This is a genomic window from Methylobacterium durans (assembly GCF_003173715.1).
In the GTDB taxonomy this organism is placed as follows: Bacteria; Pseudomonadota; Alphaproteobacteria; order Rhizobiales; family Beijerinckiaceae; genus Methylobacterium; species Methylobacterium durans.
The window spans coordinates 4,129,989-4,142,729 of the sequence record NZ_CP029550.1 but is presented as its reverse complement, the minus strand read 5'-3'; the positions used below and the strand labels follow the sequence as shown (position 1 = coordinate 4,142,729).

Sequence of the window (12,741 nt, the reverse complement as noted above, 5' to 3'; positions counted from 1 at the left end):
CCGTCCTCAGGATCTGAATCGGGTTGGGAGGGCGGCGACGATGAAGCTGGTGCGTCACGGAGAGAGCGGGGACGAGAAACCCGGCCTGATCGATCAGGACGGGGAGTTGCGCGACCTCTCGGGCGTGCTGCGCGACCTCTGCGGGCCGGCCCTCGCCCCGGCGGCGCTCGACCGACTCCGCCTGATCGATCCGGAGACGCTGCCGCTGCTGCCCCCGGAGACCCGCCTCGGTCCGTGCGTCGGCGGGACCCGCAACTTCATCGCGATCGGCCTGAACTACGCGGACCACGCCGAGGAGACCGGCGCGCCGATCCCGACCGAGCCGATCGTCTTCAACAAGGCGCCGTCCTGCCTGTCCGGGCCGAACGATCCCGTCATCCTGCCGAAGGGCTCGGCAAAGACCGACTGGGAGGTGGAGCTCGCCATCGTGATCGGCACCCGCGCCTCCTACGTCCACGCCAACGAGGCGCTGAGCTACGTGGCGGGCGTCTGCGTCTGCAACGATCTCTCGGAGCGGGAATATCAGTTCGATCGCGGCGGCACCTGGACCAAGGGCAAGGGCTGCCCGACCTTCGGGCCCCTCGGGCCCTGGCTCGTCACCCTCGACGAGGTGCCGGACCTCAAAAACCTGAACCTCTGGCTCGACGTGAACGGCGAGCGGATGCAGACGGGCTCGACCGGCACGATGATCTTCGACGTACCCCAGATCGTCGCCTACCTCTCGCATTTCATGATGCTGGAGCCCGGCGACATCATCACCACGGGCACGCCGCCGGGCGTCGGGCTCGGCCGCAGGCCGCCGCGCTACCTGCAGAGCGGCGACGTGGTCACGCTCGGCATCGACGGTCTCGGCGAGCAGCGCCAGGAGGTCGTCGCCTTCGACGACTGGACCGCCAAGGTTGCGGCGGGCGAGCCGACGAACTGACGGGTCGGCAGGGGAGGAAGCGTGGGCTCGTGCGGCGGGTTGCGGCCGGCCCCGCTTGATTTTCCGGCCAAGTTCCGCTGGATGGGGCCCATGACGCTGACCCCCGCCCCCCTGCCCGCTCCGACCAGCCCCGCGATCCGCCACGATTGGACGGTGGCCGAGATCCAGGCGATCCACGATCTGCCCCTCCTCGATCTCGTCTACCGGGCGGCCGAGGTGCACCGGGCCCACAACGACCCGGCGGACATCCAGCGGGCGAGCCTCCTGTCCATCAAGACCGGCGGCTGCCCCGAGGATTGCGCCTATTGCCCGCAATCGGCCCATCACAAGGGGGCGGGGCTGGCCCGCGAGCGGCTGATGCCGGTCGAGGCCGTGCTGCAGGAGGCGGCCGCCGCCAAGGCCGCCGGGGCCCACCGCTTCTGCATGGGCGCCGCGTGGCGCCAGCCGAAGGATGGGCCGGAATTCGACGCGGTGCTGGCGATGGTCCGGGGGGTGCGCGGCCTCGGCATGGAGGCTTGCGTCACCCTCGGCATGCTGACTCCGAGCCAGGCGCAGCGCCTCGCCGAGGCCGGCCTCACCTCCTACAACCACAACCTCGATACCGGGCCGGACTTCTACGGAGACATCATCTCGACGCGGACCTACGAGGATCGCCTGCGGACGCTGGAGAACGTGCGCGACGCCGGCATCGGCGTCTGCTGCGGCGGCATCGTCGGCATGGGCGAGGGCGTCAAGGACCGCGCCGCCATGCTGCAGGTTCTGGCGAACCACGCGCCCCATCCCGAGAGCGTGCCGATCAACGCCCTCGTCGCCGTCGAGGGCACGCCGCTGGAGGGCCAGGCGCCGGTCGATCCGATCGACCTCGTGCGCATGTGCGCCACCGCCCGCATCGTGATGCCCCGCGCCCGCGTGCGCCTCAGCGCCGGTCGCCGTGGGCTCACACGTGAGGCGCAGATCCTGTGCTTCCTCGCCGGTGCCAACTCGATCTTCTACGGCGAGCGCCTGCTGACGACCGCCAACAACGAGACGGACGCGGACGCGGAATTGCTGCGCGACATCGGCGTGCCCGTGCCCGGGATCACACTCGCCGCCGCCGAGTGAGCGGACGGCGCACGCTCAGTGCAGCTCCTTCGGGCCGGGGATCCAGTCCGGCACCGTGATCCGGAAGCTCGCGCCGGGCACCCCCTCGTCCAGGCGCAGCGTCCCGCCGTTGAGCTGCACGAGCTCAGCCGCGATGGCGAGTCCGAGCCCGGTGCCGCCCGCGCGCATGGAGCCTTGAAAAGGCGCGAACAGGTGGGCCTTCGCCCGCTCCGGCAGACCGGGGCCGTTGTCGGAGACGAGGATCGTCACGAAGCCTGAGCCGACGCCGCCGTGGCGTGAAGCCGTCACCCGCACCTCCGGGGCCTCGCGGCCCGCACCCGCCGCGTCGAGCGCCTGGACGGCGTTGCGAACGAGATTCGTCAACGCCCGCGAGAGCTGCTCGGGATCCGCGCAGATCTGAAGGCCGGACGGCACCTGCTCGCGCACGCTCACGCGGGATTCCGTCGAGAGGCCGGCAAGTTCGGGCAGCTCGGCCAGGATCGGCTCCAGCAGGACGAGGCGGCGCTGCGGGTGGCGCTCGGTGGCGCGCCCATAGGCGAGGGTCGCCTCGCAGAAGCGAATCGCCCGGCCGAGCGTCGCCACGAGGCGCGGCGCCACGCGCTGCACGGTCGGGTCGGCGGCCCCTTCCAGGCGGTCGACGAGGAGTTGCGCGGTCGTGAGGAGGTTGCGCAACTCGTGGTTGATCTTGCTGACCGCGAGGCCGAGCTCGGCCAGCCGCCGCTTCTCGCGCAATTCGCCGGCCAGCGCCTGCTCCATCTTGGCGAGCGCCGTCTCGGCATGGCCGATCTCGTCGGTTCGGCGCGAGGGCGTGATCACGCGTTCCAGGCTCTCCGGGTCGTCGGCGAAGGCGGTGATGTTGTGTGCGAGCCGGCGCACGGGGGCGACGATCACCCGCTGCAGCACGATGAAGACGAGGCCCGCCGCCGTCGCCGCAATGATCAGCGAGGACAGGAGCAGTCGGATCGAGAAGTCGACGATCGCCGCCCGCAGCGGCGCCTCGTCGATCAGGATCTCGACCATGTCGAAGCCGGCGCGCCCCTGGTCGATCACGCGCAGCGGCTCCTCGGCCGGCGCGATCAGAGTTCGCCAGGAGCCGTGGATCGAGTCCCACCACGAATCGTCGCGCAGGTCGACCGTCTCGACGACGCCCTCCGGCATGGCCGCGTTCGAGAGGAGGCGGCGGGTGCCGCCGCCGCTCACGACGATCGCCCGGGCGCCGACGCCCGCGAGCAGGCGCCGGGCGAGATCCTCGGAGACCGGCTGGCCGGGCGCGGCGTCGAGCACGGTGGCGGCCACCTGCGCGGCGGCGATCCGGTCCGAGAGCCAGGTCAGGCGGTAATTTGCCACCGCCGGCACGTAGATCAGGATCTCGGCGATCGCCACGAAGGCGACGGTGATCAGGAACAGTCGTCCGGAGAGGCCGAAATGGCGCCCGAGCCCTCTCGCCGGGGCCGTCACGGCCTCCGTCGGCAGGCCGAGCATCGGCGCCGTCTCGGTCTCCGAACGCGTACTCACGCCCATCTCGATCCCTATCGGATCCTGAGTGCCCTCTTGCCTGCGGCCACCCCGGGTTTGCCTGAGATGCGCGCCTCGCCGCGGTCTACGGAAAATCGAACTGCGCCCGTCCGCAAACAAATGTCAGATCAGACCTGTCCTTCGTACGCGCCCGCAAGCGCGGCGTCGAGAGGCAAGCTCGACGAGAAAGCAACAGAACTGAACCGGCTTCGGCGTGACTAGTAACCGAGGGTTGACGGTATTTTTAAGTAATTTCTCTAGGTTGTATAACGCCCGCGAGCGTATACAAGATACCGGCGATTGCCGTCAGGATGTCGGCGGCAGGACCTTCGGCCCGAAACGCCGCCGCAAAAGGATCGTCAGCAGGGCGAAGGCGGCGAGGCTCGCGAGACCCGCCACCATCTTCGGCGTCACCAGGGCCGAGACGGCGATGGCCTCGTCGCAGGCGAGGCTGCCGGCGGCGCGGCAGGCGGCCTTGGCGCTCTCGTGGGCGGCGACCACGTCCTCGATCGCGGCGCCCGTCGCAGCGTAGACGAAGGCGCCCGGCAGGAGCCCGAGCATGGTGGCGAGGACGAAGATCCGGAGCCGGACGCCGCAGGCGGCCGGAGCCAGGTTCGTCATCCAGAAGGGGAAGATCGGAAGCAGCCGCAGGAAAGCGATGTAGCCGAATGCGTCCCGCCGGAACCCTTCGGCGAGGCGGCTGAGGCGCGGGCCGGCGACCCGCCGCAGCAGGTCGCCCGCCGGTCCCCGGCCGATCGAGAACACGATCGCGGCCCCCGTCGTCGCGGAGGCGACCGCGAGGAGCGCGCCGGTGACGATCCCGAACAGGAACCCGCAGATGATCGTGAGCACCAGCGAGGCCGGCACGGAGAGTACCACCGCGCAGACGTAGACGAGCCCCGCCACCACGATGGCGCGGAGGCGGTCGGCCTCGACGAAGCCCTGGAGCCAGGCGCGCGAGGCGAGCAGCCGGTCAAGGCTCAGGAGGTGGTAGGCGCCCGAGACCAGCACGGCGAGCGAGGCGAGGACGAGGATCGCCAGGGGCAGCCAGCGCAGGATGCGACCATCGCGCTCCTGCGCGGGAGGCTGCGGAGCCACGGTCCTCAGCCGGCCTTGCGCATCCGCAGGATCTTGAAGAAGCCGCCCGGGAAGGTCGGCGCGACGCCGACGAACTCGACGCCGTTGCGCCGCGCCCAGGCCTCGATGCGGGTCGACTTGAAGTCCGACGACCAGCCGATCTTCGTGCAGAGCGGCGCCACGATCTCCTCGACGCGGGCGACCGGACCTTCGGTTTGGCCGAAATGGTTCGCCAGCACGATGCCGCCGCCGGGGCGCACCACGCGCAGGAACTCGGAGAGCGCGGCCTCCGGGTCCGGCACGAGGGTGATCAGGAACTGCGCCACCACCGCGTCGAAGGAGGCGTCGGCATAGCCGAGGCGGCACACATCCATCACCTGCAGGCCGCGGACCTGGGAGAGGCCACGCCGCTGCACCTTGCGGCGCGCCCGCTTCAGCATGTCCTCCGAGAGGTCGACGCCACAGACGAAGGAGCCGGCCGGGTAGTAGCCGAGCGACAGCCCGGTGCCGACACCGGCCTCCAGGATGCGCGGCCCGTGCGAGACCGCCGCCTCGACGGCGGCGCGGGCGGCGGGCTCGGTGAGCTTGTCGTAGACGACGTCGTAGACCGGCGCCCAGCGGGCGTAGGCCTTGCGCATCAGGGCGGTGCTCGGCCCGGCCGCCTGCGGCTCGCTCAGCATGGTGCTCTCGGCTTCCTGTGGGTGTGGGGGAAGGGTCAGGCCGCGCGGGCGGCGCCTGCCTGCAACGCGTCGACGCGCCGGATGGTGCCGCCGCCGAGCACGCGGGCGCGCGGGCCGTCGTCGGCGTAGATGGCGCAGGCCTGACCCGGCGACACCCCATCCTCCGGCGTCGCGAGGACCACCTCCGTGGTGCCGGCGACGGGATCGTGGTGGAGCGTCGCGGGCCGCGGCTCGCGGGTGGAACGGACGCGCACGGCGACCGGGTGATCGGGGAGGCCGTCCAGCGGACCCTCGCCGAGCCAGTTCACCGCGTCGAGGCGGATCCGGCTCGTCGCCAGCGCCGCGCGGGGGCCGACCACGACGCGCGCGGTCTCGGGCTCAAGGCGAATCACGTAGAGCGGCTCGCCGACCGCGAGGCGCAGGCCCCGTCGCTGGCCGACCGTGTAGTGGATGATGCCCTCGTGCCGGCCGAGCACCCGACCGCTCGTGTCGACGATCTCGCCGGGATGCGCCGCGTCCGGGCGAAGCCGCGCGATCACGTCGGCGTAGCGTCCCTGCGGCACGAAGCAGATGTCCTGGCTGTCGGGCTTCTCGGCGACCGCGAGGCCGAGCTCGCGGGCGAGCCGGCGGGTCTCGTCCTTCGGCAGCTCGCCCAAGGGGAAGCGCAGGAAGTCGAGCTGCTCGGGCGTCGTCGCGTAGAGGAAATAGCTCTGGTCGCGGGCCGGATCGAGGGCGCGGTAGAGGGCACGCCGGCTCGATCCCGGCGCCAGCGGCCGGCTCGCCACGTAATGCCCGGTTGCGAGCGCGTCGGCGTCGAGGTCGCGGGCGGTGGCGAGCAGGTCCCGGAACTTGATCGAGCGGTTGCACTCGACGCAGGGGATCGGCGTCTCGCCCGCGAGGTAGCTCTCGGCGAACCGGTCGATCACGGCGTCACGGAAGCGATCCTCGTAGTCGAGGACGTAATGTGGGATGCCGAGCCGCTCGGCGACCCGGCGGGCGTCGTGGATGTCCTGGCCGGCGCAGCAGGCGCCCTTGCGGTGGGTCGCCGCACCGTGGTCGTAGAGCTGCAGCGTGATCCCGACGACGTCGTAGCCCTGGCGCTTGAGCAGCCCCGCCACCACCGACGAATCGACGCCGCCCGACATGGCGACGACGACGCGCGTCTCTTGGGGAGGCTTCGGGAGGTCGAGCGAGTTCATCGGGCCAGGTTTCAGGGGCCGTCGCGCGAGAGGGCGCGCCGCCTGCCGGGATCTATAGTGACTGTCGCCCGCAAGTTCCAGCGAGCGGGCGGCGGGAGAGGCCGAACCGGCAATTTGTGCCCGGCGGGCGGCAGCTTCGGCCCGGTCCGGCCGCTGAGGTCTCGAGCGCGCTCAGAAAAGCTTCGTTCTTTCAGAGGCTTGCCGTGCCGGGTTTCTGGCCTGCCCCTTGCTGACCCCTCGCCCAGGGAGTGTGGCATGGGCTTCTCGGCAGCGGATCTGATGGACGTGGTGGCGCGAAGGCCGTCGCAGGGCGCGGCCCAGGATTCGCGCCAGAGCCGCCCGAGCATGCCCGCGCGCGAGCGTTTCAGCCTCGATCTCAAAGCGCACGAGCGTCCGGTCCCGCGCGAATCTTCGCGGCAGACGGACGCGCGCGCCGCCGATCGGGCGAGCGATGCGAGGTCCGCGGCGCGCAGCGATCCCGAGGCGATCCGTCCGAAGACCGCTTCCGCGGATCGCCCGCGCGCGACCGCCCCCGACGCTCCGGCCCGCTCCGCCCGCGGCGCGGAGGCCGGGCCGCGCCCGCCCACACCGCAGGCACGCGAGGCAGAAGCGGCCGCGCCGGCCCCGCCCGCCGCGAAGGCGCCCGCGGCCGCACCGGCGGAGCCGGCGATAGGCGGCGACGGGCCGGCCGAGGCACAGGCCGAGGCACAGGCCCGGGCGCTCGCAGAAGCCGAACTGCCAGAGGAGGATGTCGAGACCTCCGAGACGAACATTGCGGAACCGGACCCGTCCGCGGGCGGCCTGTTCGCGCTCCTCTCCGCACTCCAGGCGGCGCCTCCCGTCCCGATGCACGCGCCGCCCGGCCAGGAACCGGTCGGTTCTCGGGCTCCGTCAGGGGACGGCGTCGAGGCGCAGGCGGCCGACGCCGCGCCGAAAGCTGCGCAGAGCGCCCCGGAACCTGGACCCGAGTCCAAGGCTGGCGGAGCGGCGGGTGCTGTTGCGCAGCGCCTGCCCCGCGCGGGCGATGCCGCGGAGGCAGTGCCGGCCGGCACCGAGGCGCTTCCCGAGGGCAGCCGTGTCGATTTCGCCGCGGACCTCGCCGCGCTGGCGCCGCAGGTGCCTGCGGCCGATCCCAAGCTCCTCACGAAGGACATGGCCGCGGCGATCGGGACGCCCTCCCACGTCGCGCAGGCGTCCGAGAAGGCGGCTGCGCCGGCTCTCCCCGCGCCGGTGCCCCTCGGACAGGTGCCGATGACGATCGGGCTGCGCTCGCTCTCCGGATCGAGTCAGTTCGAGATCCGCCTCGATCCGGCCGAACTCGGGCGGGTCGACGTGCGCCTGGAGATCGACAAGGAGCGCGGCACCGTGACGACCCACCTCGTGGTCGAGCGCGTCGAGACGCTCGCCATGCTCCAGCGGGACGCGAACGGGCTCCAGCAGGCGCTGGCCCAGGCCGGTCTCGACCCGAGCGAGGGCGGCATCAACCTGTCGCTGCGCGGCGAGGGCCAGTCCGGCGCCGGCACGGAGCAGCGCGAGGGGCAACGCCGCGGCGGGCAGGCCGTCGCGGATGCGCCCGAGATCCGCGCCCTCGATACGGCGCCCCTGCGCAGCCTGAGGGGCCTGACCGGCCTCGATATCCGGATCTGAGGAGAACGACATGGCCTCCGGCGTCGGCAGCACGACGAGCAGCACGTCCACTGCGAGCACCAGCACCGCGAAGGGCGACGCCCAGCAGATCGCGGGCAATTTCACGCAGTTCCTGACGCTGCTGACCACGCAGCTCAAGAACCAGAACCCGCTCGACCCGATGGACACGAACCAGTTCACGCAGCAGCTGGTGCAGTTCGCCCAGGTCGAGCAGCAGCTGAAGGGCAACGACCGGCTCGACTCGATCCTGACGAACGCGAAGGCCGCGAGCGCCGCTTCGGCCACGAGCTTCATCGGCCAGACCGTGACCTCCGACGGCAAGACGGCCCAGCTCAAGGACGGCTCGGCGACCTGGAACCTGACGCCGGCCCGCGCCGTCTCGAAGGCGACGATCACCATCCTCGACGCGAAGGGCAACGTCGTCGGCACCCAGACGAAGTCGCTGACCACCGGCTCGCAGACCTTCTCCTGGAACGGCCGCAACTCGGCGGGCCTCTCCGCGACGGAGGGCCAGTACACGCTGAAGATCGACGCGTTCGACGCCACGGGGCAAAGCGTGAGCGTCGACACCGCGGTGAGCGGACGGGTCGACGGGGTCGATCTCAGCGGCAGCGAGCCGGTGCTCGCGATCGGCGCGTCGCGCGTTCCGGTGTCGAGCGTGCGCTCGATCTCATCCGAGTTGTCCACATAGCGTGGGGAAACGAATCACATCCGAGGGATGCGCTTCAACATATCTTAAGCGGGCGCAAGTAGCGTCGGACATCGATAGGTCAGTCGAGTGTAGAGCGTATCTGATGACCGAACCCCACCGCCCGAGAGTGAAATACGTGATCGGGCCCGATGGCAGCCCCCTGACGATCGCCGATCTCCCGCCGACCACGACCCGCCGCTGGGTCATCCGCCGCAAGGCGGAGGTGGTCGCCGCCGTGAGAGGTGGCCTCCTCAGCTTGGAGGAGGCCTGCCAGCGCTACACCCTCACCACCGAGGAGTTCCTGAGCTGGCAGTTCTCGATCGACCAGCACGGGCTTGCCGGCCTGCGCACCACGCGCATCCAGCATTACCGTCACTGATCGCGCGTGCGCGGCCGGTTCCACCGGCCTCGCGCGGACAGGCGAGAGCACCGGAGCCGCGCCCGTTCCCACGGGTGCGGCTTCGTTCGTTCACGGTCCCGCTCCGGCGTTAACCCAGCGCTAACCACGAACCGGGCAACTTTTGCCGAGCGGAAGCGGGCCGTCGGCAGCGCGGCTTCAGGTGGGTGCGTCGCGTCGTGAAGCCGGTCCTCGATCTCGTGACGAAGCTGGGACCGGCGCGGCTCGCAGCGATGGCGGCCGTGACGCTGACCCTCGTGGGCTTCTTCGCCTTCGTGATCCTCCGCGTCTCGCGCCCCGACATGGGCGTGCTCTTCTCCGACCTGTCGATGCAGGATTCGAGCGCGGTGGTCCGCGATCTCGACGCCCGCGGCATCCGCTACGAGACCCGGGGCGATGCCGGCCAGACCATCCTGGCGCCGCGGCCCGATCTCGCTCGGCTGCGCATGGACCTTGCCGGTAAGGGCCTGCCGGCGCAGGGCGGCGTCGGCTACGAGATCTTCGACAAGGGCGACGCCTTCTCCTCCACGAACTTCGTCCAGAACGTGAATCACCTCCGGGCGCTCGAAGGCGAACTCGCCCGCTCGATCCGGGCGATCGGCCGGGTGCAGGCGGCGCGCGTCCACCTCGTCCTGCCCGAGCGGCGTCTGTTCGAGCGCGACCGCGAGGCGCCGAGCGCCGCGATCGTGCTCAAGCTGATGGGCGATCTCGACGCGGGCCAGGTCCGGGCGATCCGCCATCTCGCCGCATCGGCGGTCGAGGGGCTGAAACCCGAGCGGGTCTCGATCGTCGACGAGCGTGGCCGGCTCCTGGCCGACGGCGCCCGCGGCGCCGATGCCCGCACCGGCGCCGATTTCGAGGAGAAGCAATCGGGCCTCGAGCGGCGCCTGCGCCAGCAAATCGAGGAGATCGTGGCCGGCATCGTCGGCCAGGGCCGGGCCCGCGTGCAGGTGAGCGCCGAACTCGACACGAACCGGGTCGAGAGCCGCTCCGAGACCTTCGATCCCGAGAGCCGCGTCGTGCGCTCCAGCCAGACCCGGAACGAATCCTCCTTGACGGGCGGCACCGAGGGACAGGTGACGGTGGGCAACGAATTGCCCGGCGCGAACCAGCAGGACAAGGCACCGGCCCAGAAGGACCAGACCAACAAGACCGAGGAGACCACGAACTACGAGATCTCCCGCGTCACCAAGACCGAGGTGGTCGAGGGTGGGCGTCTCAAGCGCCTCTCGGTGGCGGTCGCGCTCGACGGGGTCTACGCGCCCGGCGCCGACGGCAAGCCGGCCTATCAGCCCCGTCCCGCCGCCGAGATCGAGCGGATCGCCGCCCTCGTGCGCACCGCAGTCGGCTTCGACAAGGCCCGCGGCGATCAGGTCGAGGTCGTCAACCTGCGCTTCGCCGAGGCGCCGAGCGTGGCCGAGTTCGCAGAGCCGTCGCTGGTCCAGTCGCTCCTCGCCCCGACGAAGGAGGACGTGCTGCGGGTCGTGGAGCTCGGCGTGCTCGCCCTCCTGACGCTGATCGTTCTGATGGCGGTGGTGCGCCCGCTCCTGCGCCGCGTGCTCGAGGCCGAGCCGGCGCCGCCCGCCCTCCTCGCAGGGCCGGCCCTCGCGGGGGCGGACGGGCTGGCCGGCGACATGCCGGTCCTGTCCCGAGACAACCCGACGGCGCGGCTCGTCGAGTTCGCCAAGATCAACGGGCAGGTACAGGCGGAGACGGTCCAGCGCGTCGTTGACATGGTGCGGGCGAGCCCGACCGAGACAGTCGAGGTGCTGCGCAACTGGATCCAAGAGAACTGAGACGCCGGCAGGCCGAGACCGGACGGATCGAGAGCGGGGTTGGAGTAGCGAGCGATGGCGGCGGGGCCGAACATATCGAGGGCGATCGAGCAAATCGGCGGGTCGGCGTTCGCCGCCATGCCGGGGCCTCAGCGCGCCGCCGCCCTGCTTCTTCTCCTCGGCGAGAGCGAGGGCGCCCCGATCTGGCAGATGCTGGAGGAGGACGAGATCAAGAAGGTCTCGCACGCCATGGTCCAGCTCGGCTCCCTCGACGCGGAGGTCGTCGAGAAGCTGATCGTCGATTTCGTGTCGCGGCTGTCGTCGGGCGGCGGCATCACCTCGAACTTCGAGCGCACCGAGTCGCTCCTCCTCAAGATCTTCCCGACCGATCAGGTCTCGGCGATCATGGCCGAGATCAAGGGCGCGTCCGGCAAGCGCGTCTGGGCGAGCCTGACCCAGATCGACCCCGAGATTCTCGCCTCCTTCCTGCGCAACGAGTACCCGCAGACGGTCGCGGTCGTGCTCTCGAAGGTGCGCTCGGACTACGCCGCCAAGGTGCTGACCATCCTCCCCGAGGAATTCGCCATCGACGTCCTCAACCGGATGCTCCGGATGGAGACGGTGCAGAAGGAGGCGCTCCGCCACATCGAGGAGACGCTGCGCGTCGAGTTCGTCTCCACGATCTCGCAGGCGACGCGCCGCGACGCGCACGAGCTGATGGCCGACGTCTTCAACGCCTTCGACCGGCAGACGGAGGGCCGCTTCCTCGCCGCCCTCGACCAGGCGAACCGCGGCTCGGCCAAGCGCATCCGCGAGCTGATGTTCACCTTCGAGGACCTGCTGAAGCTCGATCCGGGCAGCGTCCAGACCCTGATGCGCAAGATCGACAACGACACCCTCTGCCGGGCCCTGAAGGGTGCGGACGAGCGCGTGCGGGGCTTCTTCATGAGCCAGATGTCGACCCGCGCCGCCAAGAACCTGACGGACGAGATGGGCTCGATCGGCCCGATCCGCCTGAAGGAGGTCGATGAGGCGCAGGCCAAGATGACCGAGCTCGCCAAGGACCTCGCGGAGAAGGGCGAGATCATGATCGCCAAGAACAGCGCCGAGGAGGAGCTGGTCTATTGAACGCCCGGCCCTTCCTGTTCGACACCGATTTCCGCCGCCCGCAGGCGAGCCCGGCCGCCGCCGCCGCGGCGCAGGAACTCGCCGCCGCCACCGGCGCCGCGCATGCGCGCGGCGTGCAGGAGGGGCGCGCCCAGGCCGAGGCGCAGGCGCAGGGCCGCCTCTCCGATGCGCTGACCCGCCTCAGCCTCGCCGCGGCCGGGCTCCTGGCTCAGGCCGACGCGCAGGATTCCGAGCGCGAGGCGCAGGCGATCGCGGTTGCGACGCTGCTCGCCACCCGCATCGCGGGCGAGGCCCTCGACGCGCGTCCCCTCGCCGTGATCGGCGAGGCGGCGCGGACGGCGCTCCAGCACCTGCGTGGCGTGCCCCACCTCGTGGTCCGCGTGAACGACGCCCTGGTCGAGGAGACCGAGGCCCTGATGAAGGGGCTCGCCCGCGAGCGCGGCTACGAGGGCCGCCTCGTCGTCCTCGGCGAGCCCGACCTCCTGCCGGGCGATGCCCGCCTCGAATGGGCGGATGGCGGCATCGTGCGCGACCGTGCCCGCATCGAGGCCGCCTGCCTCGACGCCCTCGGTCTCACCCCCGTCCTCCCGACCCGATCCTGAAGAC

The 12,741-nt window shown here is 71.1% G+C and carries 12 protein-coding genes; 8 read left to right on the top strand and 4 right to left on the bottom strand.

Annotated features, from left to right (window positions below; genetic code table 11):
- Positions 1 to 40 precede the first annotated feature (40 nt).
- Together DK389_RS18990 and bioB are read left to right on the top strand one after the other, a co-directional pair.
- Positions 41 to 925, top strand: a complete 885-nt coding sequence (locus tag DK389_RS18990) for a fumarylacetoacetate hydrolase family protein (RefSeq protein ID WP_109891857.1) — start codon at positions 41 to 43, stop codon at positions 923 to 925.
- Between the two features lie 90 nt (positions 926 to 1,015).
- On the top strand, positions 1,016 to 2,026 hold the full coding sequence (bioB, locus tag DK389_RS18985) for a biotin synthase BioB (protein WP_109891855.1): 1,011 nt from the start codon (positions 1,016 to 1,018) through the stop codon (positions 2,024 to 2,026).
- 15 nt (positions 2,027 to 2,041) lie between these two features.
- Here the strand turns inward: bioB and DK389_RS18980 are convergent, their stop codons facing one another.
- The 4 genes from DK389_RS18980 to mnmA form a co-directional block, all read right to left on the bottom strand.
- Positions 2,042 to 3,547 (bottom strand): sensor histidine kinase, encoded by a 1,506-nt coding sequence (locus DK389_RS18980; protein WP_418291951.1) that lies wholly within the window; start codon positions 3,545 to 3,547, stop codon positions 2,042 to 2,044.
- A 300-nt stretch (positions 3,548 to 3,847) separates the two neighbouring features.
- A complete protein-coding gene (locus DK389_RS18975) occupies positions 3,848 to 4,648 on the bottom strand; it encodes a TVP38/TMEM64 family protein (RefSeq protein ID WP_109896578.1) in 801 nt (266 codons plus the stop codon).
- On the bottom strand, positions 4,645 to 5,298 hold the full coding sequence (locus DK389_RS18970; protein ID WP_109891853.1) for a class I SAM-dependent methyltransferase: 654 nt from the start codon (positions 5,296 to 5,298) through the stop codon (positions 4,645 to 4,647). The genes DK389_RS18975 and DK389_RS18970 overlap by 4 nt, the downstream gene beginning before the upstream one ends.
- A 35-nt stretch (positions 5,299 to 5,333) precedes the next feature.
- The gene (gene mnmA / locus DK389_RS18965; RefSeq protein ID WP_109891851.1) at positions 5,334 to 6,497 is read right to left on the bottom strand and encodes a tRNA 2-thiouridine(34) synthase MnmA; all 1,164 of its coding nucleotides are present in this window, start codon (positions 6,495 to 6,497) and stop codon (positions 5,334 to 5,336) included.
- A gap of 255 nt (positions 6,498 to 6,752) precedes the next feature.
- Between mnmA and DK389_RS18960 the strand changes: the two genes are divergently transcribed.
- The 6 genes from DK389_RS18960 (at position 6,753) to DK389_RS18935 (ending at position 12,737) form a co-directional block, all read left to right on the top strand.
- On the top strand, positions 6,753 to 8,144 hold the full coding sequence (locus DK389_RS18960; RefSeq protein WP_109891849.1) for a flagellar hook-length control protein FliK: 1,392 nt from the start codon (positions 6,753 to 6,755) through the stop codon (positions 8,142 to 8,144).
- A gap of 10 nt (positions 8,145 to 8,154) precedes the next feature.
- Positions 8,155 to 8,835, top strand: a complete 681-nt coding sequence (locus DK389_RS18955) for a flagellar hook assembly protein FlgD (protein ID WP_109891847.1) — start codon at positions 8,155 to 8,157, stop codon at positions 8,833 to 8,835.
- A 103-nt stretch (positions 8,836 to 8,938) separates the two neighbouring features.
- Complete coding sequence (gene sciP / locus DK389_RS18950; RefSeq protein WP_055885701.1) at positions 8,939 to 9,214, top strand: CtrA inhibitor SciP; 276 nt, start codon at positions 8,939 to 8,941, stop codon at positions 9,212 to 9,214.
- Positions 9,215 to 9,411: 197 nt separating this feature from the next.
- Complete coding sequence (fliF, locus tag DK389_RS18945; protein WP_109896576.1) at positions 9,412 to 11,028, top strand: flagellar basal-body MS-ring/collar protein FliF; 1,617 nt, start codon at positions 9,412 to 9,414, stop codon at positions 11,026 to 11,028.
- A gap of 54 nt (positions 11,029 to 11,082) precedes the next feature.
- The gene (locus DK389_RS18940; RefSeq protein ID WP_109891845.1) at positions 11,083 to 12,135 is read left to right on the top strand and encodes a flagellar motor switch protein FliG; all 1,053 of its coding nucleotides are present in this window, start codon (positions 11,083 to 11,085) and stop codon (positions 12,133 to 12,135) included.
- Positions 12,132 to 12,737: a FliH/SctL family protein gene (locus tag DK389_RS18935; RefSeq protein ID WP_109891843.1), complete on the top strand. Its 606-nt coding sequence runs from the start codon at positions 12,132 to 12,134 to the stop codon at positions 12,735 to 12,737. Before DK389_RS18940 ends, DK389_RS18935 begins: the two co-directional genes overlap by 4 nt.
- The last annotated feature ends 4 nt before the right edge of the window (positions 12,738 to 12,741 follow it).

Bases quoted from the DNA above. Each gene is read 5' to 3' on its own strand.
- DK389_RS18955 (WP_109891847.1), top strand. From the start codon at position 8,155: ATGGCCTCCGGCGTCGGCAGCACGACGAGCAGCACGTCCACTGCGAGC.
- mnmA (WP_109891851.1), bottom strand. From the start codon at position 6,497: ATGAACTCGCTCGACCTCCCGAAGCCTCCCCAAGAGACGCGCGTCGTC.
- bioB (WP_109891855.1), top strand. From the start codon at position 1,016: ATGACGCTGACCCCCGCCCCCCTGCCCGCTCCGACCAGCCCCGCGATC.
- DK389_RS18980 (WP_418291951.1), bottom strand. From the start codon at position 3,547: ATGGGCGTGAGTACGCGTTCGGAGACCGAGACGGCGCCGATGCTCGGC.
- DK389_RS18990 (WP_109891857.1), top strand. From the start codon at position 41: ATGAAGCTGGTGCGTCACGGAGAGAGCGGGGACGAGAAACCCGGCCTG.
- sciP (WP_055885701.1), top strand. From the start codon at position 8,939: ATGACCGAACCCCACCGCCCGAGAGTGAAATACGTGATCGGGCCCGAT.
- DK389_RS18960 (WP_109891849.1), top strand. From the start codon at position 6,753: ATGGGCTTCTCGGCAGCGGATCTGATGGACGTGGTGGCGCGAAGGCCG.
- DK389_RS18940 (WP_109891845.1), top strand. From the start codon at position 11,083: ATGGCGGCGGGGCCGAACATATCGAGGGCGATCGAGCAAATCGGCGGG.
- DK389_RS18970 (WP_109891853.1), bottom strand. From the start codon at position 5,298: ATGCTGAGCGAGCCGCAGGCGGCCGGGCCGAGCACCGCCCTGATGCGC.